Source organism: Actinorectispora metalli (genome assembly GCF_056323685.1).
The window spans coordinates 2,500,309-2,525,004 of record NZ_JBREYE010000001.1 but is presented as its reverse complement, the minus strand read 5'-3'; the positions used below and the strand labels follow the sequence as shown (position 1 = coordinate 2,525,004).

28 protein-coding genes are annotated in these 24,696 nt (G+C 68.8%); 20 read left to right on the top strand and 8 right to left on the bottom strand.

The annotated features are described in order from the left end of the window. Positions 1-81: 81 nt before the first annotated feature. From ACU6XJ_RS11835 to ACU6XJ_RS11805, 7 genes are all read left to right on the top strand, one after another. Positions 82-648: a superoxide dismutase family protein gene (locus ACU6XJ_RS11835; protein WP_476309741.1), complete on the top strand. Its 567-nt coding sequence runs from the start codon at positions 82-84 to the stop codon at positions 646-648. 63 nt (positions 649-711) lie between these two features. Further along, positions 712-1,851 carry a tRNA dihydrouridine synthase DusB gene (gene dusB, locus ACU6XJ_RS11830; protein ID WP_476309738.1) on the top strand — a complete coding sequence of 380 codons (1,140 nt, stop codon included), beginning with the start codon at positions 712-714 and terminating at the stop codon, positions 1,849-1,851. Next, positions 1,844-2,320 carry a hypothetical protein gene (locus ACU6XJ_RS11825; RefSeq protein ID WP_476309736.1) on the top strand — a complete coding sequence of 159 codons (477 nt, stop codon included), beginning with the start codon at positions 1,844-1,846 and terminating at the stop codon, positions 2,318-2,320. Before dusB ends, ACU6XJ_RS11825 begins: the two co-directional genes overlap by 8 nt. Before the next feature lie 179 nt (positions 2,321-2,499). Further along, positions 2,500-3,393 carry a GGDEF domain-containing protein gene (locus ACU6XJ_RS11820; RefSeq protein ID WP_476309734.1) on the top strand — a complete coding sequence of 298 codons (894 nt, stop codon included), beginning with the start codon at positions 2,500-2,502 and terminating at the stop codon, positions 3,391-3,393. A gap of 225 nt (positions 3,394-3,618) precedes the next feature. Then, positions 3,619-6,432 carry an LCP family protein gene (locus tag ACU6XJ_RS11815; protein WP_476309731.1) on the top strand — a complete coding sequence of 938 codons (2,814 nt, stop codon included), beginning with the start codon at positions 3,619-3,621 and terminating at the stop codon, positions 6,430-6,432. A gap of 164 nt (positions 6,433-6,596) precedes the next feature. Then, complete coding sequence (gene phoU, locus ACU6XJ_RS11810; protein ID WP_476309729.1) at positions 6,597-7,253, top strand: phosphate signaling complex protein PhoU; 657 nt, start codon at positions 6,597-6,599, stop codon at positions 7,251-7,253. Positions 7,254-7,905: 652 nt separating this feature from the next. Continuing rightward, on the top strand, positions 7,906-8,166 hold the full coding sequence (locus ACU6XJ_RS11805) for a hypothetical protein (RefSeq protein ID WP_476309727.1): 261 nt from the start codon (positions 7,906-7,908) through the stop codon (positions 8,164-8,166). Positions 8,167-8,227: 61 nt separating this feature from the next. Here ACU6XJ_RS11805 and pstB read toward each other — a convergent pair whose 3' ends face one another. The 6 genes from pstB to ACU6XJ_RS11775 form a co-directional block, all read right to left on the bottom strand. Continuing rightward, positions 8,228-9,004, bottom strand: coding sequence for a phosphate ABC transporter ATP-binding protein PstB (gene pstB / locus ACU6XJ_RS11800; protein ID WP_476309724.1), 777 nt, complete (start codon positions 9,002-9,004; stop codon positions 8,228-8,230). Between the two features lie 10 nt (positions 9,005-9,014). After that, complete coding sequence (gene pstA / locus ACU6XJ_RS11795; protein WP_476309722.1) at positions 9,015-9,932, bottom strand: phosphate ABC transporter permease PstA; 918 nt, start codon at positions 9,930-9,932, stop codon at positions 9,015-9,017. After that, positions 9,932-11,011: a phosphate ABC transporter permease subunit PstC gene (gene pstC, locus ACU6XJ_RS11790; protein ID WP_476309720.1), complete on the bottom strand. Its 1,080-nt coding sequence runs from the start codon at positions 11,009-11,011 to the stop codon at positions 9,932-9,934. Before pstC ends, pstA begins: the two co-directional genes overlap by 1 nt. A 43-nt stretch (positions 11,012-11,054) precedes the next feature. Further along, complete coding sequence (gene pstS / locus ACU6XJ_RS11785; protein WP_476309717.1) at positions 11,055-12,164, bottom strand: phosphate ABC transporter substrate-binding protein PstS; 1,110 nt, start codon at positions 12,162-12,164, stop codon at positions 11,055-11,057. Between the two features lie 220 nt (positions 12,165-12,384). Then, positions 12,385-13,341: a mycothiol synthase gene (gene mshD, locus ACU6XJ_RS11780; protein WP_476309714.1), complete on the bottom strand. Its 957-nt coding sequence runs from the start codon at positions 13,339-13,341 to the stop codon at positions 12,385-12,387. A gap of 20 nt (positions 13,342-13,361) precedes the next feature. Further along, positions 13,362-14,177, bottom strand: coding sequence for a winged helix-turn-helix transcriptional regulator (locus ACU6XJ_RS11775; protein WP_476309711.1), 816 nt, complete (start codon positions 14,175-14,177; stop codon positions 13,362-13,364). A 193-nt stretch (positions 14,178-14,370) separates the two neighbouring features. Here ACU6XJ_RS11775 and ACU6XJ_RS11770 point away from each other — a divergent pair, with 193 nt between their 5' ends. The 10 genes from ACU6XJ_RS11770 (at position 14,371) to ACU6XJ_RS11725 (ending at position 20,622) form a co-directional block, all read left to right on the top strand. Beyond that, positions 14,371-15,183 (top strand): LmeA family phospholipid-binding protein, encoded by an 813-nt coding sequence (locus ACU6XJ_RS11770; protein ID WP_476309709.1) that lies wholly within the window; start codon positions 14,371-14,373, stop codon positions 15,181-15,183. Between the two features lie 22 nt (positions 15,184-15,205). Further along, entirely contained in the window at positions 15,206-15,628 is a 423-nt protein-coding gene (locus tag ACU6XJ_RS11765; RefSeq protein WP_476309707.1) for a TlpA family protein disulfide reductase, read from the top strand. Between the two features lie 200 nt (positions 15,629-15,828). After that, complete coding sequence (locus ACU6XJ_RS11760) at positions 15,829-15,924, top strand: putative leader peptide (RefSeq protein WP_476309705.1); 96 nt, start codon at positions 15,829-15,831, stop codon at positions 15,922-15,924. A 78-nt stretch (positions 15,925-16,002) separates the two neighbouring features. Then, a complete protein-coding gene (locus ACU6XJ_RS11755; RefSeq protein ID WP_476309702.1) occupies positions 16,003-16,431 on the top strand; it encodes a DUF4395 domain-containing protein in 429 nt (142 codons plus the stop codon). 31 nt (positions 16,432-16,462) lie between these two features. Continuing rightward, on the top strand, positions 16,463-17,308 hold the full coding sequence (locus tag ACU6XJ_RS11750; protein WP_476309701.1) for a sulfurtransferase: 846 nt from the start codon (positions 16,463-16,465) through the stop codon (positions 17,306-17,308). Positions 17,309-17,310: 2 nt separating this feature from the next. Beyond that, on the top strand, positions 17,311-17,616 hold the full coding sequence (locus ACU6XJ_RS11745; RefSeq protein ID WP_476309698.1) for a DUF1416 domain-containing protein: 306 nt from the start codon (positions 17,311-17,313) through the stop codon (positions 17,614-17,616). Positions 17,617-17,760: 144 nt separating this feature from the next. Beyond that, positions 17,761-18,330, top strand: a complete 570-nt coding sequence (locus ACU6XJ_RS11740) for a peptidoglycan-binding domain-containing protein (protein ID WP_476309696.1) — start codon at positions 17,761-17,763, stop codon at positions 18,328-18,330. Positions 18,331-18,488: 158 nt separating this feature from the next. After that, positions 18,489-19,130, top strand: a complete 642-nt coding sequence (locus ACU6XJ_RS11735) for a heme-binding beta-barrel domain-containing protein (protein ID WP_476309693.1) — start codon at positions 18,489-18,491, stop codon at positions 19,128-19,130. Next, positions 19,130-19,750 (top strand): 5-oxoprolinase subunit PxpB, encoded by a 621-nt coding sequence (gene pxpB / locus ACU6XJ_RS11730; protein WP_476309691.1) that lies wholly within the window; start codon positions 19,130-19,132, stop codon positions 19,748-19,750. The genes ACU6XJ_RS11735 and pxpB overlap by 1 nt, the downstream gene beginning before the upstream one ends. A gap of 17 nt (positions 19,751-19,767) precedes the next feature. Then, entirely contained in the window at positions 19,768-20,622 is an 855-nt protein-coding gene (locus tag ACU6XJ_RS11725) for a 5-oxoprolinase subunit C family protein (RefSeq protein WP_476313952.1), read from the top strand. Here ACU6XJ_RS11725 and ACU6XJ_RS11720 read toward each other — a convergent pair. Continuing rightward, the gene (locus tag ACU6XJ_RS11720) at positions 20,604-21,452 is read right to left on the bottom strand and encodes an aminodeoxychorismate lyase (RefSeq protein ID WP_476309688.1); all 849 of its coding nucleotides are present in this window, start codon (positions 21,450-21,452) and stop codon (positions 20,604-20,606) included. The two genes, ACU6XJ_RS11725 and ACU6XJ_RS11720, sit on opposite strands and share 19 nt — an antisense overlap. A gap of 141 nt (positions 21,453-21,593) precedes the next feature. Between ACU6XJ_RS11720 and ACU6XJ_RS11715 the strand changes: the two genes are divergently transcribed. Together ACU6XJ_RS11715 and ygfZ are read left to right on the top strand one after the other, a co-directional pair. Next, positions 21,594-21,965, top strand: a complete 372-nt coding sequence (locus ACU6XJ_RS11715; RefSeq protein ID WP_476313950.1) for a Fur family transcriptional regulator — start codon at positions 21,594-21,596, stop codon at positions 21,963-21,965. After that, entirely contained in the window at positions 21,962-23,044 is a 1,083-nt protein-coding gene (gene ygfZ, locus ACU6XJ_RS11710; RefSeq protein ID WP_476309685.1) for a CAF17-like 4Fe-4S cluster assembly/insertion protein YgfZ, read from the top strand. Before ACU6XJ_RS11715 ends, ygfZ begins: the two co-directional genes overlap by 4 nt. Here the strand turns inward: ygfZ and ACU6XJ_RS11705 are convergent. After that, the gene (locus ACU6XJ_RS11705; protein ID WP_476309682.1) at positions 23,041-23,721 is read right to left on the bottom strand and encodes an HNH endonuclease family protein; all 681 of its coding nucleotides are present in this window, start codon (positions 23,719-23,721) and stop codon (positions 23,041-23,043) included. The genes ygfZ and ACU6XJ_RS11705 overlap by 4 nt on opposite strands. A gap of 106 nt (positions 23,722-23,827) precedes the next feature. Between ACU6XJ_RS11705 and ACU6XJ_RS11700 the strand changes: the two genes are divergently transcribed. Next, a complete protein-coding gene (locus ACU6XJ_RS11700) occupies positions 23,828-24,679 on the top strand; it encodes a beta-keto acid cleavage family enzyme (RefSeq protein WP_476309679.1) in 852 nt (283 codons plus the stop codon). Positions 24,680-24,696 lie beyond the last annotated feature (17 nt).

The following is a 24,696-nucleotide window of genomic DNA, read 5'->3' as shown; positions in this document are numbered from 1 at the left end:
GCAGGTACGCCAGCGTTTTGTGAAAAAGGTTTACCCATTTCTGGTTGGCCGACGTGCATTCGTTGCGCAAGAGTGACAACCATGCGTTCCCTTCTTGCCGGTGCCGCAATGGTTCTGTTGTTCACCGCAGGAGCCCATGCCTCCGCGGCACCTCCCCCGTCCGATGAAGCTCCCTTCGACGTCACCAACGCGAGATTTCAGGAGTACACCCCTGAGGCGAAAGCCGTGACGCACAACGCCGAACTCGTCCCGGTCGGCGCGGGCGTCACCGTCGTCTCGCAGCAGCGCAACGGCGGTACGAGCGTGACCGTCTGGGTTCGGGGGCTGGTGCCCAACCGGACCTACGGCTCGCACGTCCACGTGAAGGGCTGCGGTCCGCAGCCCGCCGATTCCGGGCCCCACTTCCAGAATGTGGTCGATCCGGTTCAGCCTTCCGTTGATTCGAAGTACGCCAATCCGGAGAACGAGATCTGGCTCGACTTCACCACCGACAAGAACGGCTATGGCAAGGGTCAGGCCAGGGTCGCCTGGAAGTTCGGCGACCGTCCCGCCGCGTCGATCGTGATCCACGCGGAGAAGACCAAGACCCATGACGGCCACGCCGGTACCGCCGGTGCCCGGCTGGGCTGCGTGAACCACCCGTTCTGACCACCCGTCCATCCGCTGCCCCTCGCCACCGGGCGAGGGGCAGCTTTGTGACAATGGACGGTAATGCAGACGCCATCGGATCGCCCGGCACTGCGGATCGGCCCGTTCCAGGTCGACCCGCCGGTGGTGCTCGCGCCGATGGCGGGGATCACCAACGTGGCCTTCCGGCGGCTGTGCCGCGGCTACGGCGCCGGGCTCTACGTCTGCGAGATGATCACCACGAGGGCGTTGGTCGAGCGCGACCCCGAGACGCTGAAGATGATCACCTTCGACGCTGACGAGTATCCGCGGTCCATGCAGCTTTACGGTGTCGACCCGATCACCATGGGCAAGGCCGTGCAGATGATCGTGGACGAGAACCTCGCCGACCACGTGGACATGAACTTCGGCTGCCCGGTGCCCAAGGTGACCCGCAAGGGCGGCGGTGCCGCGTTGCCCTACAAGCGGCGGCTCTTCGGCGAGATCGTGCGGGCGGCGGTGCGGGCGGCCGAGCCCGCGGGCATCCCGGTGACGGTGAAGTTCCGCGTCGGCATCAGCGAGGAGCACATCACCTACCTGGACGCGGGCCGGATCGCGGAGGCCGAGGGCGCCGCGGCGGTCGCGCTGCACGCGCGGACCGCGGCGCAGCGGTACTCGGGGCAGGCCGACTGGGACCGGATCGCCACCCTCAAGCAGGCGGTCACGAGCATCCCTGTGCTGGGCAACGGCGACATCTTCAGCGCGGCCGACGCGGTGCGGATGGTCGAGCGGACCGGCTGCGACGGGGTGGTGGTCGGCCGCGGCTGCCTCGGCAGGCCGTGGCTGTTCGGGGAGTTGCAGGCGGCCTTCCGCGGTACTCCACCGCCGCCGCTGCCCAACCTGGGCGAGGTCGCTGCCATTCTGCGCCGCCACGCCGAACTGCTCGCCGAGCACATGGGCGAGGACAAGGGCCTGCGTGACCTGCGCAAGCACATGTCCTGGTACTTGCGAGGGTTCCCGGTGGGCTCCGCGCTGCGGCAGCGGTTCGGGCTGGTGAGCAACCTGCGTGAGCTCACCGACCTGACCGGCCTGCTCGACCAGGACGCGCCGTTCCCGGACAACGCCGAGGAGCCGAGGGGCAGGCAGGGCTCGCCGGGCCGGGTGGTGCTGCCCGAGGGCTGGCTGGACGATCCCGAGGACGCCTCGGTGCCCGCGGGCGCGGAGTTGCTGCACTCCGGTGGCTGATCGGCGGAGGTGGGCAGTCGCCATCGTGCTGGCCTGTCTCGCGGTCGGCGGCGGGGCGCTTCTACTGACCGACCGGTTCGATGGCGCCGACCGGACCCCGCCCGCGGATGCCGCTCAAGCGGACGGCGAGCTCATCCGGACCTACTTCGACGAGTGGAACCGGGCGGCGGCCGCGGGCACCGAGGCTCAGGACGAGTTCTTCGTGCGCACCGGGTACCCGGGAGTTGGAGCGCCGGACTGCTCGCTCGACGGCGTCACGTTGGTCATCGAGCCAAGCATGAAAACGCTCCGCGGGACACCGGACTGGCAACCGCCGGGAGGCACCGCGCCGTTGCGCGGAAGGACGTACAGCGTTGCGGTATTGGTCACCGCCCAGCGCAACTCAGCTACGTTCGGTAATCAAATCGGGCTGAAGCACGTCACTGTGCTTGACGGCCGGGTGTACGGATTTGCCCCGTGCAGTAAATAAAACTGCGTTTTGAGTGATCTGTCTCGATCTCACATCGGTTGCGATACGAATCACTCACAGTCACCGTTTCGGAGCAGAGGTGAGTCAGCCCTTAGAGGGAAAACCAGGCTTGTGACGGCCTCGCTCCTCAAGCGGCGCGTCAGATACGACGACACCACGAACAGAGGGAGGTGAACGCGGTGACCGTACTCCGTCCCGACTTCGCGGACTCCGAACCGGTCCGCGACGGCACCGCTGAGCCCGGCACCGGAAGCGGCCGTGAAACGACCTGCCGGCCCGAGCCCGCCGGTGCCGAACTGTTCCAGCTCCACCAGTCGCTCGCGGCCAACCATGCCCAGCACGGCCAGTGGGAGCTGGCGTACCGGCATCTGCGGTCGGCGTTGGAACTGGTGGATCTGGACGGCAGTCAGCCGGTGCGGATCCCCGAACAGCTGCGTCGGGAGGTGGCCAAGCTCCGCAGGGAGCATGCCGAGGCCAGGGAGCAGAGCCTGCGTGACGCGCTGACCGACACCTACAACCGGCGCTATCTCGACCAGCGGCTGGTGTCCCTGCTGGCCGATCAGGGCGGGCAGCCCGGCGACCTGAGCGTGGCACTGATCGACCTCGACTGGTTCAAGCAGGTCAACGACACCCACGGCCACCTGGTCGGCGACCGCGTGCTGCAACTCGTGGTGGACCTGCTCCAGCAGGACCTTGAGCCGGGTGCCTTCTGCGCCCGTTTCGGCGGAGACGAGTTCGTGCTGGTGCTGCCTGGCACCGACGAGCACACCGCGATCGCCGTGTGCGAGCGGGCCAGAGCGCGGGTCGCGCGGTACCCCTGGCACGAGATCACCGAGGGGCTCCGGGTGACCGTGAGCATCGGCGTGGCCCACGAACCCGGCAGCGCCAACCGCGGCAGGCGGGCTCGCAAGGCCGGGGAGCAGCAACTGCTCAATGCTGACAGTCTTCTCTATTCGGTTAAGCACTCCGGCCGCAATGCGGTGGCCTACCGCGCCAAAGACGGCCGAGTGGCCCTGGCCGGTGCGGCCGCTGGGAGGAGAGCCGTTAGCCAACCCAGAGCAGTCGGTTATTAACGAAACTGAGCCGCTTTCACTCTTCCGGCGTAGGCACACTGCGTATTTCTGCACACGGAGTGTAATTAACGTTCTTCTAGTGCTCGTCAGCGTCCCCAAGTATCCGTAATATCGCGTGCACCGGGTGTCTGGTGTTCGTAGCTGAGTGAGCACGCCACCGCTTCAGCCGCCCCGATCGCTTTCGATGCGTACCTGCGTGATCACCTGAGCCGGGAAGGAGACCGAGTGCCGGAGGATCCCCGCCGCCGCGGTTTCGATCCCCGAGGCTCGTCTACCCACGATGGGGAGACCGGCGGTCGGCGCGCACGACACGGCCAGGACGAGCCCACCGGTCGCAGGCGTCGCTCCGCGGAGGACGCGGGCGGCACCAGCGTCTCCGAACTGATCGCCAAGCACGGTAAGGGTGCGACCCCATCGGTTCCCTCGATGCCGGTTCCGCCGCCCGAGCCGCAGACCGGCGGCACCCGGCACCAGTTCCCCTCCACCGGACGCAACCCGCGCCCCGCCCCGCAGTCGGGCGAGACGCGGTCAAGGCACGCGGCACCCGAGCCGCCCGCCTACGGCCACCGTGGCGCGAACCCGCCAAGCAATCCGCGGCTGCCGCCGCCCGCCCCGCCGCGTGCTCCGCAGCCGCCTGCCGCCGAACCGCCGCGTGCGGTGCCGCTGACCCCACCGGGCGGCGTGAACAGGCCGCCGGTGCCGGGCGGTGGGCTCTCCGCCGCTTTCCGGCAGCCTCGCCCCGCGAACCAGAGCAGGCCCGACCTGCCCGCCCCGGGAGGCGAGGCCCGCCGAGGGCTGCCGCCCGCGACGGGTGGCCGGACCCAGCCACCCCAGACCCGGCGCACCCAGCCGCCTCGCGGCGCCTCGTACCCCCCGATGAGCCCCCAGGGCACCGGGCGCAACGAGTTGCCCGAGACGCTGCGTGCCCTGCGGGAGGCGAGCGGACGCACCCAGCGCCCGACGCCGCCGCCCGCCGAGCAACACCCGCCCACCGGTCGCCGACCCGCACCGTCCCGTGGTGCCGGTGGCGCGCTGCCGCAGATTCCGGCGTTTCCCCCGACGCCGGGTCGGCCGCAGATCTCCGACCGCCCGGTGCGTGGCGGACCAGCCGACCAGGCCGGTCGCCCGCCCCGTGGGCGTCAAGCCGCCGAGGCCGGTGCGCGGGCAGCCGATGTGCCCGACGCGCTGGCAGGCCCGGCGAGACGCCAGCCTCCGATCCGGCCGCCGAGTACTGAGCGCACGCCGCAACCCCCGACCCCCCAGTACCCGGCCGACGTCGTCGAACCCCCCGGCCTCCCCCGACCCGATGGACGCCAGCTGGCCGCGGACGCGGTGCAGTCCAGTGGCGCCTCACTCAACGAGAGCGGCGAAGAGCTCGATGATCGCCGCAAGGCAATCGACGCCACCCTGGCGCGGTTCTCGGCCGTCCACGACGAGATCGTGGAGGCCGAGCGAACGCGCCGGAAGAAGCTGGCGCGGTTCCTGCCGTGGGCCAACGACGAGCCGGACTTAGACGAGGTGGTGGAGGCAGCGGAAGCGCGCCGGGCCGCGGAAAAACGAAGAGCGGCCTCCGCAGAGGGAAACCGAGCGGCAGGTCGCAGATTCCACCCAGGAGGGCGGGCCGCTAGAGCGCTGCGCGGCACCGCGATGGCCGTTGCCGCTGTCCTCTTCCTGATCTCGGGCCTGGCCTGGGCAACGGCGTTCTGGGTCGACACCGGCTTCCGCGAGGTCGGCGCGTTGGACGAGGACTCGCCCTCGGTCAAGAACGCCGCCGCGCAGTCCGGTGACGAGAACTTCCTCATCGTCGGTTCCGACAGCCGCCCCGGTGCGGAGGCCGAGGACACCGGCGAGGTCAAGGGCGCCCGCGCGGACACGGTGATGCTCGCGCACGTGCCCGCGAGTGGGGACCGGGTCGTTGTGGTGTCCTTCCAGCGCGACCTGGAGATCGACCTGCCCGCCTGTCAGGGCTGGGACGCCGAGAGCAAGACCTACACCGCGGAGCAGGCGCCCGCGCTCAAACGCGTCAAGCTGGCCTCGGCCTACGCCGTCGGCGGGCCCCGCTGCGTGACCAAGGCGGTGCAGCAGATCTCCGGGCTGTCGGTGAACCACTTCCTCGGCGTGGACTTCGACGGTTTCCGCGGCGTCGTGGACTCCGTTGGCGGCGTTCCGGTGTGCGCCGAGGGCCCGATGCGCGACGAGGTGCTCGGCACCGTCGTGGACGGCGCCGGCAGGCAGGTGCTCGGCGGCGACGCGGCCCTGGGTTTCGTGCGTGCCGACAAGCTGGCGGGGGACACCGCGGGCAACGGCAGGCTGGAGCGCCAGCAGCGTTTCCTGTCCGCTCTGCTGCGGGCGGCGCTGTCCAACGGCGTGATGCTCAGTCCCGGCAAGCTCTCCGACCTCGGCTCCGCGTTGAACTCCTCGACGCTGACCGAGAACGTCTCCGTTGACGACCTGCTCGTGCTGGGCCGGGCGGTGCGCGGGCTGGACAACCGCAGGCTCGGCTTCATCTCGGTGCCGTCCGTCGGCGAGGCCAACGGACGCGGCAACGAGGAACTGCGCACCGAGGACGCGAACGCGTTGTTCCAGGCCATGATCGAGGACAAGGCCCTGCCGGGCGAGGCCCAGGGCGACGGCTCCGACCCGCTGCCACAGGCGGGCCACAAGCCCGGCGATCCCGGCCTGGTGGCGCCCGACGGCATCCGGGTCCAGGTGCTCAACGGCAGCGGGAAGGACGGCTCCGGCCAGCTCACCGCGAACTCGCTGCAGTCCTTCGGTTATCGCGTCGTCCGGGTGGAGAACACCGAGAGCATCCCCAAGACCGTCATCAGGTACTCCGCGTCCCGCGTCGACGCCGCGCGCACCGTTGCCGCCTCGGTGCCGGGTTCGGTGCTGGAGGAGGACGAGTCGCTGGGTGGTGCGATCCTGCTGGTGCTCGGCAGCTCGTTCGAAGGCCAGATCGTGGAGCCCAAGGGCGAGAACGGCCAGCCGCCCCGCAAGGGCCCGTCGGGGGTCGTTCCCGCCGAGGAGACCTGCGGCTGAACAGCTGGTACCGAACTGTGACCCCATGCCGCCATCACGGTGAGTGTCGACCCGGTTTCCGCCGGTCAGCGGCTTGCGGCGACCGGCGCAATCCGCCCGTACATTCACGTGTCATTCATCCGATGATGTCAGCAGCGCGATGCTGAGGCCGTAGGCTGCTCTCCATGCGTGAGGCCTACCATGAGCAGCTCGGAGTGATCGGGGAACGGCTTGGCACGATGTGTCAGATGGCCGCCTCCGCGATGGAACGGGCCACCAAGGCCCTGCTGGATGTCGATCTCGGGCTGGCCGAAGAGGTAATCAGTTCCGATGTGAAGCTCGACGAGGCACGGGCCGCCGCCGAGGAGCATGCGTACTCCCTCCTCGCGTTGCAGGCTCCGGTCGCGGGTGATCTGCGCACCGTGGTCTCGGTGATCCACATCGCGGACGACCTGGAGCGGATGGGCGATCTGGCGCTGCACGTGGCCAAGGCCGCGCGCCGCCGCCACCCCCAGCCGGTGCTGCCGGACGAGGTCCGCGGCTACTTCGCCGAGATGGGCAGGGTCGGCGTCAAGCTCGCGGCCGAGGCGGAGCAGGTGGTGCGGCACGGCGATGTCGAGCTTGCCGCGAAGATCGAGGAAGACGACGACGAGGTCGACGACCTGCACAAGCACCTGTTCACCGTGATCATGGACAAGGACTGGCCGCACGGCGTGCCCGCGGCGGTGGACATCACCCTGCTCGGCCGCTTCTACGAGCGGTTCGCCGACCACGCGGTGGCGGTCGCCCGGCAGATGGTCTTCGTGGTGACCGGCAGGCTGCCGCAGCCAGAGGAGAACTGAACCCCGCACTTCGTTTCACGACAGGGCTCATCCGGATCGGGTGGGCCCTGTTCGCTGTCCCGGGGCCGCCCGTTGTGTGCTCGGGAAATGTCCGCAGGGCCGGATTCGTCACCCGGTTGGCCCTTGATCAGGGTTTCCCAAAAAAGAGGCAACACCCGCATCACGATCGCTCGCTAACAGAGCGCAGTATTGTTCTCGATATCCCTTTCGAGGGTGCAGCCAGCTTATCGGTAACCCATTCGGTGCAACAGTCACCGAACGGTATCGAAGCGGCTGGGATGCGAAAGATGCTGGTAGACAGCGTGTCGATCATGAAATTGAACAGCGGAGATGACGCCGGTATACGGGTGTAAACCGGTGATCATGTAAATCACTTTCGCAGTAATGATCAGTTTCTGAAGTTACCCGTCAGCAGCAACCCGCACACTGAAAGCACATTGCACGAGCAACCGCGCTTCTCCGAAGCGAGATTGCGGCGTAACCTTTTCGAGATGGTGGAGGCCGGGTCCCGGACCCCGCCTCACGTCGATCGGGGGGGCCGATCGGCGAGGGGCAGCGGCCGCCGCCTGCGAAACCAGGGTGCCCCGGCGCGAGCCGGACCCAGAGGGGAAAAGCGATGGGGGATTTGGAAACGAGGCGCGAGCAGACGCTCGTGCCCATCGGTTTGGCGGCGAGCGCGATCCTGCTCTTCGCGATCTCGATTGAGCTGACGTACCCGACGATCGTCATCGGCGTCGCCATGCTGGGGCTCGGCGTGTACTACCTGCGGGAGCGGGAGCGCATCGTCGGCCGAGCCTTCACGGTAATGGGCCTGTTGATGTCCGTCATGGCCGCGGTGCTGATCGGCTGCCATTCCAGGAGCCTCGGCGCGGGCATGATCCAGTTCTGGCCCTACGCCTTCGGCCAACACTGAGCCAGCCAGCCGGACCAGCCGGGCGGCGCGACCATTCGCACCGCCCGACCGGTCCAGGCCATCAGCCGAAGCGTCCGGAGATGTAGTCCTCGGTGGCGCGCTCGTTGGGGTTGGAGAAGATCTTCTCCGTGTCGTCCACCTCGACCAGTCGGCCCGGCTGGCCGACGCCCGCGAGGTTGAAGAACGCCGTCTGGTCACTCACGCGGGCAGCCTGCTGCATGTTGTGGGTGACGATGACGATGGTGAAGTCCTTCTTCAACTCGGTAATCAGGTCCTCGATCGCCAGGGTGGAGATCGGGTCCAGTGCCGAGCACGGCTCGTCCATCAACAGCACGTCCGGCTGCACCGCGATGGCGCGGGCGATGCACAGTCGCTGCTGCTGACCGCCGGAGAGGCCGCCACCAGGCTTGTCCAGCCGGTCCTTGACCTCGGTCCACAGGTTCGCGCCCCGCAGCGAACGCTCGCAGACCTCGTCCAGTTCGCGCTTGCCGCGCACGCCCTGCAGCTTCAGACCCGCGACCACGTTGTCCCTGATGGACATGGTGGGAAACGGGTTGGGGCGCTGGAAGACCATGCCGATGGTGCGGCGCACGTCCACCGGGTCCACCGATGCGGCGTAGATGTCCTCACCGTCCAGCAGGACCTTGCCGTCGACGCGGGCGCCGGGGATGACCTCGTGCATGCGGTTGAGCGAGCGCAGCACGGTGGACTTGCCGCAACCCGATGGGCCGATGAAGGCGGTGACGTTACGCGGCGGCACCTGGAGGGTGACGCTGTCCACGGCGTGGAACTTGCCGTAGTAGATGTTCAGATCCTTGACATCGATGCGCTTGGCCATGGTTAGCGGCTCACTTCGTCTTGATGGCCGACAGCCGCGAGATCGCGGTCGCCGCCAGGTTGAACAGCATGATGATCAGCACCAGGGTCAGTGCGGCGCCCCAGGTTCGGTCCACACCGGCGTCGGTGGGGTTGGAGAACTGGGTGTAGATCAGCAGCGGCAGGTTGGCCTGGTTGCCTTCGAAGAGGTCGAAGTTGATGCTGGCCGCGTAGCCGACCAGGATCAGCGCGGGGGCGGTTTCGCCCATCACGCGGGCCATGCCGAGCATGATGCCGGTGACGATGCCCGACAGGGCGGTGGGGATCACGATCCGCAGGATCGTTTTCCACTTCGGCACGCCGAGGGCGTAGGAGGCCTCGCGGAGTTCGTTGGGCACGATCCGCAGCATTTCCTCGGTGGTGCGGATGATCACCGGGATCATCAGCAGCAACAGTGCCAGCGCCACGGCGAAACCGCTGCGGTTGAACCCCAGGATCGAGATCCACACCGCGTAGATGAACAGACCCGCCACGATCGAGGGCACACCGGTGAGGATGTCCACCATGAACGTGGTGGCCTTGGCCAGCTTGCTGCCCGCGCCGTACTCCACCAGGTAGACACCGACCATCACGCCGACCGGCACCGACAGCAGCGTGGTGACCAGGCCTTGCAGTACGGTGCCGATGATCGCGTGGTACGCGCCGCCGCCGCTTTGCGCCGGGCGCAGCCCGTTGAGGGAGTGGGTCCACCACTCCGCGCCGAGGATGGGTTCCAGGCCTCGGCTGACCACCGACAGCAGCACCCACACCAGCGGCACGATCGCGATGGCGAAACACAGTGCCATCAGGATCGTCGCCACGTGGTTCTTCGCCTTGCGGGCCGCGCTGATACCGCGGAACGCCGGGGCCAGCGCCGGGCGCTCCATGTCCAGGTTTCCGGTGGCGGTCATCAGTACTCCTTCTTGCCCGCGACGACCGACCGGGCCAGCGCGTTGACGGCGAAGGTCAACAGGAAGAGGACCAGACCCGCCGCGATGTAGGCGCCCGCGGAAAGCTCGTTGTTGAACTCCGACGACGCCGAGGCGATCTTCGAGGCGATCGTGGCGCCACCGTCGAACAACGTGTAGTTCGGGGCGTTGGTGGTGCCGGAGAGGATCAGCAGCACGGCGATCGTCTCACCCAGCGCACGCCCCAGACCGAGCATGGAACCGGAGACGAAACCGGCCTTGCCGAAGGGCCACACCGTGGTGCGCACCATCTCCCACTTCGTGGCGCCCAGCGCCAGCGCACCCTCGATATGGGTGGTGGGAGTGCGGTCGAAGACCTCACGGCTGACCGCGGTGATGATCGGCAGGATCATCACGGCCATCACGATGCCCGCCACGAAGATGTTTCCGCCGCCTGCGATGGAGACGTTGCCCTCCGCGAACAGCGGAATCCACCCCAGGTTCAGGTTCAGCCACTCCGCGAACGGCGTGATCGCCGGGACCAGGACCTTGATTCCCCAGAGGCCGAAGATGACCGACGGCACAGCGGCCAGCAGGTCCACGAGGTAGGCGAAAGTCCTGGCCAGCGAGCGCGGCGCGTAGTGGGTCAGGAAGAGCGCGATGCCCAGCGAGATCGGCATCGCGATCACCAGCGCCAGGAACGACGCGGCGACGGTCACCCAGAGCAGGTCGATGATGCCGAACCGCAGGTGCTCCGGATCACCGGTCTCCCACGCGCGGCTGGTCAGGAAGCTGACCTCGTTCAATGACAGCGACGGAATCGCCTGTAGCAGCAGGAAGATCGCGATCGCGGCGATCAACGCGATGATGAAAGCGCCGGACCCTACGGCGATGCCGCGGAAGATGCGGTCCCCTGGCCGGGAGACTGTCGTCTGCGAGGGCACGCCGCCAGGATCGCGGCCGGGGACAGGGCTAGCGGTGGTAATGGGAGCCTCCGGGGTTTCCGGGGACGTCGGCGGGCCGCCCCGAGCCTTCCCCGAAGGGAAGGACTTGGGGCGGCCCGCCAGCGTCGATTCGCTCATGGCGTTCTCCGCTCAAGAGTGTCATCGAGGGTGTTGACGGCAATCAGGCAAGCGCGTCGATCGACGCCTGTACCTTCTTGCGGAACTCCTCCGGCAGTGGGACGTAGCCGCTGCTGCTGAGGTTCGCCTGTCCGTCGTTCGCGGCGATCTTCAGGAAGTTCTTGACCGCCTTCGCGGTGTCGGCGTCGTAGCCCTTGGAGCAGACCAGCTCGTAGGTGACCAACACCAGCGGGTAGGAGCCTGCCTCCTTCGAGGCGTAGAGGGCGTCCAGGTCGAGGATCATGTCGTGCTCGCTGGCACCCGACTTGAGCTTGGCCGCGGCGATGGCCTTGCCCGCGGTGGTGTCGTTCAGCTCGACCGGGCCCGCACCGCTGTCGATCTTCGCGATGCCCAGGCTGTTCTGGGTGGCGAAGGAGGACTCGACGTAGGTGATGGCGCCCTCGGTGGACTTCACGGCACCGGCGACACCGGCCGACTTGGCCTTGCCCTCACCGACACCGCCGTTGAACTTCTTGCCCGCTTCCTTGCCCCAGGCGTCCTTGGCGGCTGCCTTGAGGTACTTCTGGAAGTTGTCCGTGGTGCCGGACTCGTCCTCGCGGTAGATCACGGTGATCTTCTTGTCCGGCAGCGAGACGCCGCTGTTCAGACTGGCGATGGCCGGGTCGTTCCACTTGGCGATCGCACCGGTGAAGATCTTGGCCACGGTGTCGGGCTTGAGCACGATTCCGCTGGCACCGGGGAGGTTGTAGGCAACCGCGACCGGGCCGAAGACCAGCGGCAGGTGCCAGGCGGGGTTGCCCGCGCAACGCTCGGTGGCCTTGACGACCTCGGCTTCCTTCATCGGCGAGTCGGTGCCGCCGAAGTCGGCCTGCTTCGCGGTGAACTGCGCGATGCCCTGGCCGGAGCCGGTCGGGTTGTAGGACACCGTGTAGCCCGCACACTTGGCGGTGTAGACGGCGTTGAACTCCTCCATGGCGTTGGCCTGAGCGGACGAACCCTCGGCCGTGACCTGCTGCTTGCCGCTGCACTCGACGCTGGAGCCGTTCCCTCCAGCGTTGGACGTGCCGGGGTTGTTGTCGCTGCCGCAGGCCGTCAAAACGAGGGCGCTGGCCGCGATGAGGCCTAGCACCGCGCTGGGCCGCTTGGTCTTCACGTGAAATCCTCCACCGATAGCGAAGACTGGGGTGTCTAGCGGCATTGCCGGCCGCCATGTAGGACGCTAGGGATCAGCGATTGACTTACGGGCGTTTTCAGATGAACTGAGGGTGAACAAGCCACATGGTGTGGTAGTTCATACCGCCGTTCGAGTGAGTCCATATCATGCCCGTGACCTGCGCGTTTTCATTCCGTGACCCAAATGTACCAACGCACCGTCACCAGGAGAACTGACAATCGGCAGCCAATTGGGTGAAGCCCAATGACCCATACACGCGGACGGCGGCTGAATTGTCGGCTTCGACATACAGCATCACGTTCGGCAGCCCACGGCCCGCCAGGTGGTGTAGTCCAGCCAACGTAAGCGCCTTGCCGAGTCCGCCGCCCTGTGCTTCGGGATCCACCCCGACAACATAGACCTCTCCGACCGCGGGCGCTGCGCCGTTCGTCGGATGGACCTTGGTCCAGTGGAAGCCCAGCAGTTGGTCCCGCTGATCCACCGCGAGCAGGAAGCCCTCGGAGTCGAACCAGTCCTGCTCCTCGCGCAGCAGCACGTCCCTCTCGGTCCAGCCGCCCTGTTCGGGATGCCAGGAGAAGGCCCGGTTGTTGACCGCGACCACCGCCGCCTCGTCGTGCCCCGGCCGGAAAGTCCTGATCCGCACGCCCTCGGGCAGCTTCGGCTCCCCGAGGTCGCCTGCGAGCGAGCGACCGAGTCGCAGCAGCACCCTCGCCTTGGGCATGCCGAACTTCTCGGCCAACGCCTCCGCACCCGGCACCAGGCCGTGCGACCACACCCGGAGCCGGTCGGCGCCCGAGGGCGTGCCGGAGCGCTCGGTCAGCGCCGTCACCAGCGCCGTGCCGACACCCTGGCGCCGGTGTTCGGGGTGCACTGCGAGTTCGGCGACCAGACGGCCATCGGCGTCGCCCGCAGTGTCCAAGTGCGCGTAGCCCGCCAGCACTCCGCCCGGGAGGCGGGCGATGTAGTGCTCCGAGCCTTCGACGTCTCCCTGGACGGGTTCGACCTGCACCTCGGCGGGCCCGTGTCGGGCCAGTCTCAGCAGGACCGACTCCCCGACGGCGGCCACGCCGTCGTGCTTCTCGGCGGCCGACAGAAGCTCGACCACCTCGGCGGCCTCGGCCGGGTCCAGGCCGTTCCGCCATGTCAGATGAGTCACCCCACTGACATTATCTCGATCTAGTCACGATGGGGAGACAGCTCCTGATCAAGCGCTTGGTAAATGGACTGCCAGTCGTCGGTAGACACCACGCGGTCGGTTTCGCTATCGAGGGCGGGCTCGGTTGCCGCCTCCGCCATGCTCGTTCGGCGGGGCGAGGAGCCGCGGGCTGGACGAACGAACTTGTAGCCCACGTTGCGGACGGTGCCGATCATTCCCTCGTGCTCGGGGCCGAGCTTGGCGCGCAGCCGCCGTACGTGCACGTCCACCGTGCGGGTGCCGCCGAAGAAGTCGTAGCCCCAGACCTCCTGCAGAAGCTGTGCCCTGGTGAACACCCGGCCCGCGTGCTGGGTGAGGTACTTCAGCAGCTCGAACTCCTTGTAGGTCAGCTCGAGCGCGCGGCCGCGCAGGCGGGCGGTGTAGGTCGCCTCGTCGATCACCAGGTCGCCGATCACCACACCGGTGTCGTCGGCCTGCTTGGCGGCGGAGCGGCGGGCACGCAGCAGCCGCAGCCGGGCATCCACCTCGGCCGGGCCCGCCGCGGGCAGCAGGATGTCGTCCAGGCCCCACTCGGCGCTCAGCGCGACCAGGCTGCCCTCGTTGATGATCGCCACGACCGGCGCATCCGTGCCAGAGCCTGCCAAAAGGCGACAGAGGCTTCGCGCACTGACCAGATCGGCTCTAGCGTCCACGAGCACGACGTCATAGGGGCCCGCGTCGAGCAGTGCGGAGACCTCGGGGGCGACCGGACGCACGTTGTGCGGCAACAGCGCGAGGGCTGGAAGTACGGACTCGGGATCCCGGTCCGCGGTGAGCAGCAGTAGGTCGACGCTCAAAGACGGCCACCTCCTCGATAGGGGTCGGGGCCGCCACGCGCAACGACTCTCCCGACGCCGTTGCCTGCGGATATCGGCGAGACTAACGCAGAGAAACAGGGGTAGCAGCATTATGTGACCCGGTCGAGAAGGACCTCACCGCCCAGAACCTGGACACTGGTGGCGTCCCGCGACAAGAACGAGACGGGTAGTTGTGAAAAAACTGATCATTTCCCTGCTGGTACTGACCGGGTTATTCATCGGGATCGACTACGGCGCGGCGGCCGCCGCCGAGTACGGGCTCTCCCAGAAGATGCGGGAGGAACTGCGGCTTCAGGACGATCCGGCCGTCCGCGTGTACGGTTTCCCGTTCCTCTGGCAGGCCGCGTCGGGTGACTATCGCAACATCGAGGTCAAAAGCAGCGGCCTGGCCGTCGGACAGCTGCACAACGTCGAGGTGCACGCCAACCTGCTGCACGCCCGGCTGCCGCTGTCCGAGGTGACCAGTCCGACCTCGGTGCGGGTGGACAAGGTCGTCGGCAAGGTCAAGATCAGGGCCACCGACGTCGGCAGGCTGATCGGCATTCCCGATCTGCGCATCGAGCCGGGCGCGGAACCGGCGGAGCCGGACGAACTGGTCGAGCCGAAGGACGCCCCGACCACGACCACCGCGCCGGAAAAGGAAAAGGACCGCACGACCGCGCAGATCAAGCTGGTCGGCACCACCGATGTGGCGGGCACCGAAACCGAGGTGACCGTGTACGGCACCGTGTCGCTCATCAACGGGCAGGTCGTGGTGAGCCCGCGGAAACTCGAACTCAACCCGAACGGGATCGGCACGATCTCGCTGCCCGAGCAGGTGCAGCGCTCGGTGATGGCCGCCTTCGCCATGAAGCTGGACCCCGGACAGCTGCCGCTGAAGGTCGCGCCGACCGCGATCAGCGCGGAGACCGGCACCCTGGTCGTCGAGGGCGAGGCCACCGATGTCGTGATCAGTGGGAATGGAGTGACCCAGCCGCCTCGTTGAGAGGGCTGAGGGAGTTGAGGCGATGACCGGGTTGGCGATGCTTGTCGGCGCACTGGCGGTGGCCGGTGTGCTCGGGCTGCTGTACCGCGCCCGGCAGGGCAGGGTGCGCTCGGCGCGTGATCAGGGGCCGCCGCTGTCGGACGCGGTGCGCGACGTCGTATCCGTGCGGCCGGAGGGCGTGACGCTGCTCCAGGTGTCGACCACGTTCTGCGCGCCCTGCCGCCAGGCCCGGGTGGTCCTGGCCGATCTCGCGGCGAAGACCCCTGGGCTGTCGCATACCGAGCTTGATGTCACGGAATCCCCGCGGCTGGCCGGGGAACTGTCCGTGCTGAGCACGCCGACCACGATCGCGGTCGATCCGAGCGGGCGGGAACTGCTGCGGGTTTCCGGGGTGCCCCAACCCGCTTCCCTACTCGACGCCCTGCGCGCCCACCTTCCGCAATGAACCCGCATGGCGGTTACCGCGCGCCCATTCGCCGTTACCGTCGGTGTGTCGGACAGGCCGGAGGTAAGGGATGAACACGGCAGTGCTCACGCCGGGCGGACGGCGCCGCGATCACCGCCTTCCGAAGCCGGCCGAACAGCGGCGCCGCGACGCTAATTCCGAGGTCACGGGTGACGAACATCCCTCCCATGGAGTAACGGATGTCCGGTAATCTCCGGGTCATGTCCAAGCTGCTGACCAAACGACGCGCAGTCGATCTGTGCCGCGTCGACAGCAGCCTGTGTCTGCCGCGCTGACGCGGCGGTAGTTCTCGCGCGCCCACGGCGCCGCTCCCGCCACTGACGGTCAACCCCCATCTCCCGTCAGGAGGCACTGTGTCAACAGATCCCCCAGTCGATCCGCGCGGCCCGCGCTTCGCGGCCTGGATCACCACCGCGGTGTTAGCCATCGTGCTGCTGACCGGCAGCGGGTGGTTGCTTGCCGCGCAGGCGCTGGTGTTCGCCCTCGGCGCGTTCGCGGGCTTGCGTTTCGCGCCGTACGCGCTGCTGTACCGCAAGACCCTCGCGCCGCGGCTGAAGCCGACCGCCGACCGCGAGGACGCCGCGCCCGTCCGCTTCGCCCAGGGCGTCGGGTTCGCTTTCGCGCTCGTGGGCACCATCGGCTACCTGTCGGGCCTGACCGCACTCGGCCAGACCGCGACGGCGTTCGCTTTGATCGCCGCGTTCCTCAACGCCGCCTTCAACTTCTGCCTCGGTTGCCAGCTCTACCTGCTGCTGACCCGGTTCGTGCCACGTCCACAGTAAGAAGCAATCCGAAGAGATCAAGGAGTCGTAGATGAGCCGTGAGAAGGTCCTGGTCTCGGCCGAATGGGTCGAGCAGAACCTCGACGCCGACGGCGTTGTCATCGCAGAGGTGGACGAGGACACCAGCGCCTACGAAGGCGGTCACATCCCCGGTGCGGTGCGTTTGGACTGGAAGACGGAGCTCCAGGACCAGGTCCGGCGTGACTTCGTCGACCGCGAGGGCTTCGAGAAGCTGCTCTCCGCCAAGGGTATCGGCAACGACGACACCGTCATTCTGTACGGCGGCAACAACAACTGGTTCGCCGCCTACGCCTACTGGTACTTCAAGCTCTACGGCCACGACAAGGTGCAGTTGCTCGACGGCGGCCGCAAGAAGTGGGAGCTCGACGGCCGCCCGCTGGTCAAGGACGTCAAGCAGCGCGCGGCCACCGAGTACAAGGCGCAGGAGCAGGATCTGAGCATCCGCGCCTTCCGCGACGAGGCCGTGCAGGCGATCAACACCAAGAACCTGGTCGACGTGCGGTCGCCCGACGAGTTCTCCGGCAAGCTGCTGGCTCCCGCCCACCTGCCGCAGGAGCAGGCGCAGCGCGCAGGCCACATCCCCTCGGCGATCAACGTGCCGTGGAGCAAGGCGGCCAACGAGGACGGCACCTTCAAGTCCGACGATGAGCTTCGCGAGATCTACGGCGAGGCCGGTCTGGACGGTTCCCGGGCGACGGTCGCCTACTGCCGCATCGGTGAGCGTTCCTCCCACACCTGGTTCGTGCTGCGTGAGCTGCTCGGCCACCAGGACGTGAAGAACTACGACGGTTCGTGGACCGAGTACGGCTCGCTGGTGGGCGTGCCGATCGAGCTCGGTACTGGAAAGGAGTCCTGACGATGAGTGGATGCGGAGCTCCCGAGCAGACCGCCGCCCTGCCCGCCAACGTGGACGCGGGCAAGGAGACGGTGCTGACCGGCAAGGTCGTGACCGGTGACCAGGCAGCGGGCGGCGCATTCGTCCGGCTGCTGGACTCCACCGGCGAGTTCACCGCGGAGGTCGTCGCCTCGGAGGATGGCGACTTCCGCTTCTTCGCCGCGCCGGGCACCTGGACCATCCGGGCGCTGCACCGTTCCGGCAATGGTGAGGCCACGGTGAGCCCCGAAGGTCCGGGCCTGCACAGCGTGCAGGTGTCGGTGGCCTGATTCAGGCGAAAAGCGAAGGGGCGGATCGGGACCGGTCCGCCCTTTCGCTTTGGAGTGAATTTCACCGTTGATCGGTATCAGCGGAGCCTCGACTCCCCTCTGTTCCCGTAGGCGCTGAAACAGCGCCGGAAGGAAAGGGGAGACATGCGCACGGTCCTGTTGGTGTTGTCGCTGCTCATGCTGCTGCCGGGCAGCGCGCTCGCCGACGACTCGCACGCGTTCGCCAACCGACTGCCGAACCTGTTCGGCGGCGACGTGCGGGCGGAGGTGTACGGGTTGCAGCTCAATCTGGCAGACCGGGACTACCGGATCGAGGCCACCGGGCATCTGAACACCGACACCGAACTCGCGGTGCTGGACTTCCAGCGGCGGGCGGGCATCGCGCCCGCGGACGCCGCGGTCGACCTGCACACCTGGCGGGCGCTGGTCGGCGTGCTGCCGCCCTGCCGCACCGAGGGCACCTACCCGCCGGAAGAAACGCTGCGGCCCGGCGACACGGATCAGACGCTGATGGGGCCGCTGCGCGAACTGCTCAACCGCATCGGCGCGAGCGTGCCGCAGGTCGAGCAGGCCTACGGCCCCGCCACCGTCGCGGCGGTGACCCGGTTCCAGGAGTCGGTCGGGCTGTCCGCCGACGGAGTGGTCCGGTCCGACACCTGGCAGGCGCTGCACCGGGCGGTGTCCGTCGCCGGGCGCTGGAGCTGCGGCGGGTGATGTCCGCAACGGGGGTGGGACGTCCGATGCGGCCCGCCCCCGCAGTATCCTGGCCGGGTGGAGCTGTTCTTTACTGGTCTGATCGTGCTGGCCGCCGTGGGAACCACCTGGTTCGCGGGTTACGTCGTGTACCGCCTGTACAGCGACATCCGCTGACGATGGGGGAACCGACCAAGACGCCCGAACCGGGCAGCGGCGATGCCGCCATCCAGGCCGCGGAGCAGCGCGCCGCGCGCACCCGCGACCGCAACCTGCCCCAGTGGGATGATCTGCCGATTCCGGGCGACACCGCCAACCTCCGGCTCGGGCCGGAACTGCACGATGCCTGTCTCTCGCTGCTGCCGCTGATCGGCGTCTGGCGGGGCGAGGGCGAGGCCGTATACCCGACGATCAAGGGGCCCTACCGGTACGGGCAGCAGATCACCTTCGCCCACGACGGCAGGCCGTTCGTCTCCTACGAGTCGCGGGCCTGGCTGCTGGACGAGAACGGCGGCGTGATCCGCCCCGCCGCCCGCGAGGTCGGCTGGTGGCGCCCACAGGGTGAGGACGGCGTCGAGGTGCTGCTCACCCACGCGACCGGGATCATGGAGCTCTTCTACGGCGCCGCCCGCACCCAGACCTCCTGGGAGATCACCACCGACGCGCTGGCCCGCACCTCCACGGCGAAGGAGGTCACCGGCTCGCAGCGGCTTTACGGCATCGTCGACGGCGGCGACCTGGCCTACGTCGAGGAGCGCGCCATGGTCGGACAGCCACTCCAGCCGCATATCTCCGCCCGGCTGCAACGCATCGTCGGCTGATGCGCCTGCTGCGGTGCGGGCTCGACGGGCTGCTGGTCGAGGTGGACACCCTGGCGCAGGCGCAAGCCGTGCATACCGGTCTCCGTGCTGCGGTGGACGAAGGCGAGCTGCCCGATGTAGTCGAACTGGTGCCCGCGGCACGCACCGTCCTGATCACCACCCGCGACCCGCGCGCCTTGGAGTCGGTGCGGGCCGCCGTCAACGGCATCGACCTGGACGCGGCGCCGCCTCGGTCGGGCCGGGTGGTGCGAATCGGGGTGCGTTACGACGGGCCCGACCTCGACCTGGTCGCGGAGACGGCGGGGATGGCCGTCGAGGACGTAGTCGCGGCGCATTCAGGCGCGGAGTACACAGTCGCGTTCTGTGGGTTCGCACCGGGCTTCGGTTACCTCACCGGACTTCCCGAACCGCTGCGCCAGTCGCGGCTGGCCTCGCCGCGGTCCCGCATCCCCGCCGGTTCGCTGGGCATCGCGGGCGAGTTCACCGGCGTCTACCCGCGCTCGTCACCCGGCGGCTGGCGGCTGATCGGCAGCACCGAGGAGCGGCTGTTCGACCCGCACCGGGAGCCGCCCGCGTTGCTGACGCCGGGCGACCGGGTGCGCTTCGAGGTGCGGTCGTGACAGCGCGGCGGGTGACGGTGCTGCGACCCGGCCCGCAGGCGCTGATCCAGGACCGCGGCCGCCCCGGCTACGCCGCGCTGGGCGTGCCGCCCTCGGGTGCGCTGGACCAGCCCGCGCTGGTGCAGGCGAACCGGCTGGTCGGCAACGAGGAGACCGCCGCGGGCCTCGAGGTGTTGCTCGGCGGCCTGCGACTGCGGGCCGAATGCTCCTGCACGATCGCGGTCACCGGCCCCGCCATCGACGTGACCGTCAACGGTCGGACCGCCGACTCGCACCGCCCGCTGCACCTGAACGAGGGCGATGAGCTGCGGCTCGGCACGCCGCGGGGTGGTCTGCGCAGCATGGTGGCGGTCTCCGGCGGGATCGCGGTGCCGCCGGAGTTGGGCAGCCGGTCCACCGACCTGCTGTCCGGCATCGGCCCCGCGCCGCTGGCCGCGGGCGATGAGCTTCCGCTGGGGGAGCACTGCGGGCTGCCGGTCGGCGCGGACGAGTTGGCACCGACGGCGGTGCCGGACGAGTTGACGGTCCCCGTGGTGCTCGGGCCAAGGGACGACTGGTTCGCCGACGCCGCCGCCCAGCTTGGCGACCGGGTGTGGACGGTGTCGGCGGAGAGCAACCGGATCGGCCTGCGGTTGCAGGGTGATCCGCTGGTCAGGCGGCCCGAGTTCGCCGCGGCGGAGCTGCCCAGCGAGGGCGTGGTGACCGGCGCGGTCCAGGTGCCGAGCGGCGGGCAGCCGGTGGTATTCCTGGCGGATCACCCCACGACCGGGGGTTACCCGGTGCTCGGGGTGGTGCCCGCCGCGGCGCTGCCGCTGCTGGCGCAGGCCAGGCCGGGCAGCACCGTGCGGCTGGGTCAGTACAGGGATTCGTAGAGCCCGACGAGCTCCTGGTGCACCGCGATGGCGCGGTCCTGGTCGGCCAGCGGGACACCGTCGATGGTGTGCACGCGGGCGATCAGCCGGACGCTGGAGACCAGCATCAGGGAGTCCGCGGCCAGCAGGTCGTCCAGCACCAGCGGTTCCACCTTGGTGGCCCAGCCCGCCGACTCGGCGGCGCGGAACAACGCGGCCTGGGTGGTGCCGGTCAGGATGCCGGTGCTCGACGGCGGGGTGCGCAGCGTCTTGCCCTCCACCGCCACCACGGTGGAGGTCGGGCCCTCCAGGATCGAGCCGTCGCTCGCCGTGAAGATCACGTCGTTGGCGCCGCGTTCGGTGGCGTACCGCAGGGCCGCCATGTTCACCGCGTAGGACAGCGTCTTGGCGCCGAGCAACAGCCACGGCGCGCGGTCCGGCAGGTCGGGGGCCAGGCCACGGTCCAGGGTGAGCACCGCGACACCGTCCTGGCGCTGCCTGCGCTGGGTCTCGCCGAGTTCGAAGCCCAGCGCGAAGGCCGTCGGCTCCGAGCCGCGTTCGGCGCCGCGGGTGCAGACCAGCCGGAGCACCATCTCCCGGCCGCCCTGCCAGGCACCGAGCGCGGCCTCCACGGCGCGTTCCCAGCCGTCTCGCGCGGGCAGCGCGAGGTCCATCATCTCGGCGGAATTGGCCAGCCGGTCCAGGTGCGCCGCGAGCTCGCGGGGCTTGCCGTCGACGACGAGGAGCGTCTCGAAGATGCCGTCGCCGCGGATCAGGCCGACGTCGTCCACTGGGATCTGGGGGACATCGGGGTCGCCGAGAGAGCCGTCGAGCCAGGCCAGAACACGCATGCCGGCAGCCTAACCCGGACGGATGACGCCAATCGCCTCGCCCGTGGGTGGCGGGGTGCTCGTACGATCGGTGTCGTGGATGCCACCACGAAGCAGGACCCGGCCGCGCTGCGGAGCACGCTGCACGCCCGCGGACTGCGCATGACGCCGCAGCGCCAGCTTGTCCTGGACGCTGTCCGGGAACTGGGCCACGCCACCCCGGAGCAGGTGTGCCGACACGTCCAGCGGACCGCGCCGACGATCAACATCACCACGATCTACCGCGCGCTGGACCTGCTCACCGAGCTGAAGCTGGTCCGGCACACCCACCTCGGGCACGGCGCCCCCACCTACTCCACGCAGGCCCACGAGCACGTCCACCTGGTCTGCCACCGCTGCGAGCGACTGGACGAGGTGGACACCGGCCTGCTCGACGACCTCGCCGCGACGCTGCGCAGCAGGACCGGCTTCGAACTCGACGCCACCCACCTCGCGCTGTCCGGTACCTGCAAGAACTGCCAGGAGCAGACATGACATCACCGGTACTGGCCGTCCCCGGCGCCGTGCCGCCGCCCGAGGACAGCCGGGATGCCGGGGTGCCATGGCACTTCGGCGACCCGTTCGCCGAGCAGCGCGCCGCCGCGCGGTCGGCGATCATGGTGGACCGCTCGCACCGCGGAGTGCTGGCCATTCCCGGCGAGGACCGGCTGTCCTGGCTGCACTCGCTGACCTCCCAGCACCTGACCGAACTGGCGGACGATCTCGGCACCGAGGCGCTGGTGCTGACGGTGCAGGGCAGGGTGGAGCACCACGCGGTGCTCGCCAACACCGGCGGCACCGTGTACCTGGACACCGAGGCGGACCACGTCGCGGATCTGCTGGCCTACCTGGACAAGATGCGGTTCTGGTCGAAGGTCGAGCCCCGCGACGCAACGGCTGAGTTCGCGGTGATCTCCCTGCTCGGCCCCGCGGTGGACACCGCACTGGAACTGCCCGCCGAGCCGTACGGGATCAACCCGCTGCCCGGTGGCGGCTTCGTGCGGCGCATGCCGTGGCCGACCGGACAGGCCGCCGACCTCCTCGTGCCGAGGGCCGAGGTGGCGCAGTGGTGGCAGCGGCTGTCGGCGGCGGGCGTGCACCCCGCGGGCAGCCTCGCCTACGAGGCGCTGCGGGTCGAGGCGCTGCTGCCGAGGCTGGGTGTGGACACCGACGAGAAGACCATTCCGCAGGAGGTCGGCTGGATTCCGCGGGCGGTGCACCTGGAGAAGGGCTGCTACCGCGGGCAGGAGACGGTGGCCAGGGTGCACAACCTGGGCCGCCCGCCGCGCAAGATGGTGCTGCTGCACCTGGACGGCTCCACCGAGGCGCTGCCGCTCACCGGTGATCCGGTCACCCTCGGCGACCGGACCGTGGGCCGGGTCGGCTCCGCGGTGCGGCACCACGAGTTGGGCAACATCGCGCTGGCGCTGGTCAAGCAGTCGGTGGCGGTGGACACGGAGCTGCAAGCAGGTGCCGAGGACCGCGTCACGGCTGCCGCGATCGATCCCGATTCAGTGCCCGCCGAGCAGGAGAAGCAGGCGGGACGGGCGGCCGTGGAGCGGCTGCGCGGTTAGCCGCAGGCGCTCAGCGCCCGCTGCAACGCCGAGCGTTCCGCCCCGGAGACCGACAGCGCGTACACCTGCTTGACCGTGATCACCATGCGCGCGTAGGAGCAGTGGTAGGCCGCCGCGGGCGGCATCCACTCCGCGGGGTCGGAGTCGCCCTTGCTCTGGTTGGTCGGCCCCGCGACGGCGAGCAGATTGCGCGGGTCGTTGGCGAACGCGGTGCGCCGCTGCACGGTCCACTCCTTGGCGCCGCTGCGCCACGCCTCGGCCAGCGGCACGACGTGGTCGATCTGCACCTCGTTGCCGCGGCGGCTGCTGAAGTCGATCTCCTCGCCCGTGTAGGGATCGCGGAGGTGCCCGGCGGTGACGACACAGGTGCTGCCGTCCTTGAACCGCACCTCGGTGAGGTCGCGTTTGAGGATGTCGTTACGGGTGCCGCAGCCGTTGTGGCCGCCCTCCACCTCGACGTCGTCGGTCCACGCCGGGCCGAAAACGCAGGCATCGCCCTGTTTGCAGCTGCGCTCGTAGCCCGCCAGGGAGGAGTCCTCGCGGACGGGCAGGGCGGCCAGCGCCGTACCCGCCTGGGCCGTCTCAAGTGTGCCGCCCGGCACCCGCAGGTCGGGTGGTCCGATGACGGCGGGGATGGGCAGCGAGCAACCGGCGATCACCAAGAGCGCCAACAGCATCGGAGTTTTCCTGATCATCACCGAGCATTGTCGGACACTCCGTCCACGGCAGGCGGGTGAAAACTCCCGGGCTCCGCCGCGTCACTGGTGTGTCAGGATCGCTGCCATGACAACGCAGTCACGCCAGGCTTCCGCAGGCACCCTGATCACCGTCGCCCCGACCGGCGCCGAGCACGAGAAGGCCTCCGTGCCGAACCTGCCGGTCACGCTGGACGAGCTGGTCGCCACGGCGAAGGACTGCGAACAGGCGGGCGCGGCGATGATCCACGTCCACATCCGGGACGAGGACGCGAAACCCACCCTTGACCTGGGCAGACTCCGGGAGACGGTGGCGGCGCTGCGGTCGGAGACCAACCTCGTCATCCAGCTTTCCACCGGCGGTTCGGTGACCGATCCGGAGTCCGATCGGCTGCGGGTGTTGGAGGCCATGCCGGATTCCGCGTCCTGCACGATGGGTACGGTGAATTTCGGTGATGAGGTTTTCCTCAATCGCTGGAAGTTCATCGTGGATCTGCACCGGGCGATGCAGGAGCGGGGCATCGTGCCCGAATATGAGATTTTCGACATAGGCCAACTGAGCTCGTTGCGCCGACTGCTCGACGAGTACGGCGCACCGGCGGGCGGCCATGTGCACGTGGATCTCGTAATGGGCGTTCCGGGCGGTATGCCCGGAGACGCGGCCACCCTTGTCGCGGCACTGCCCCGGCTTCCCGAAGGCGCCACCTTCTCGGCGACCGGCGTCGGCCGCACGAGCATCCCGGTGATGCTGACCTCGCTCGCAGCGGGTGGGCACGTGCGCGTCGGGATGGAGGACACGCTTTCCTACGCACGCGGTGAACGGGTGAAGGACAATGCGCAACTAGTCGCCAGGGCGGTCGGATTGGCCGCCACCGCCGGACGACCCGCACTCGGCGCCGACGAGGTACGCCAAATTCTGGGGGTACGGCATGGAAATTGAGCGCTCGTCGCCGACGC

What these genes read in the sequence shown, in the direction of transcription:
- ACU6XJ_RS11835 (WP_476309741.1), top strand. Translation starts at nt 82, where the DNA reads ATGCGTTCCCTTCTTGCCGGTGCCGCAATGGTTCTGTTGTTCACCGCA.
- dusB (WP_476309738.1), top strand. Translation starts at nt 712, where the DNA reads ATGCAGACGCCATCGGATCGCCCGGCACTGCGGATCGGCCCGTTCCAG.
- phoU (WP_476309729.1), top strand. Translation starts at nt 6,597, where the DNA reads ATGCGTGAGGCCTACCATGAGCAGCTCGGAGTGATCGGGGAACGGCTT.
- pstB (WP_476309724.1), bottom strand. Translation starts at nt 9,004, where the DNA reads ATGGCCAAGCGCATCGATGTCAAGGATCTGAACATCTACTACGGCAAG.
- pstA (WP_476309722.1), bottom strand. Translation starts at nt 9,932, where the DNA reads ATGACCGCCACCGGAAACCTGGACATGGAGCGCCCGGCGCTGGCCCCG.
- pstC (WP_476309720.1), bottom strand. Translation starts at nt 11,011, where the DNA reads ATGAGCGAATCGACGCTGGCGGGCCGCCCCAAGTCCTTCCCTTCGGGG.
- ACU6XJ_RS11765 (WP_476309707.1), top strand. Translation starts at nt 15,206, where the DNA reads ATGACCGGGTTGGCGATGCTTGTCGGCGCACTGGCGGTGGCCGGTGTG.
- ACU6XJ_RS11760 (WP_476309705.1), top strand. Translation starts at nt 15,829, where the DNA reads ATGTCCGGTAATCTCCGGGTCATGTCCAAGCTGCTGACCAAACGACGC.
- ACU6XJ_RS11750 (WP_476309701.1), top strand. Translation starts at nt 16,463, where the DNA reads ATGAGCCGTGAGAAGGTCCTGGTCTCGGCCGAATGGGTCGAGCAGAAC.
- ACU6XJ_RS11745 (WP_476309698.1), top strand. Translation starts at nt 17,311, where the DNA reads ATGAGTGGATGCGGAGCTCCCGAGCAGACCGCCGCCCTGCCCGCCAAC.
- ACU6XJ_RS11740 (WP_476309696.1), top strand. Translation starts at nt 17,761, where the DNA reads ATGCGCACGGTCCTGTTGGTGTTGTCGCTGCTCATGCTGCTGCCGGGC.
- ACU6XJ_RS11735 (WP_476309693.1), top strand. Translation starts at nt 18,489, where the DNA reads ATGGGGGAACCGACCAAGACGCCCGAACCGGGCAGCGGCGATGCCGCC.
- pxpB (WP_476309691.1), top strand. Translation starts at nt 19,130, where the DNA reads ATGCGCCTGCTGCGGTGCGGGCTCGACGGGCTGCTGGTCGAGGTGGAC.
- ACU6XJ_RS11720 (WP_476309688.1), bottom strand. Translation starts at nt 21,452, where the DNA reads ATGCGTGTTCTGGCCTGGCTCGACGGCTCTCTCGGCGACCCCGATGTC.
- ACU6XJ_RS11715 (WP_476313950.1), top strand. Translation starts at nt 21,594, where the DNA reads ATGACGCCGCAGCGCCAGCTTGTCCTGGACGCTGTCCGGGAACTGGGC.
- ygfZ (WP_476309685.1), top strand. Translation starts at nt 21,962, where the DNA reads ATGACATCACCGGTACTGGCCGTCCCCGGCGCCGTGCCGCCGCCCGAG.
- ACU6XJ_RS11705 (WP_476309682.1), bottom strand. Translation starts at nt 23,721, where the DNA reads ATGCTGTTGGCGCTCTTGGTGATCGCCGGTTGCTCGCTGCCCATCCCC.
- ACU6XJ_RS11700 (WP_476309679.1), top strand. Translation starts at nt 23,828, where the DNA reads ATGACAACGCAGTCACGCCAGGCTTCCGCAGGCACCCTGATCACCGTC.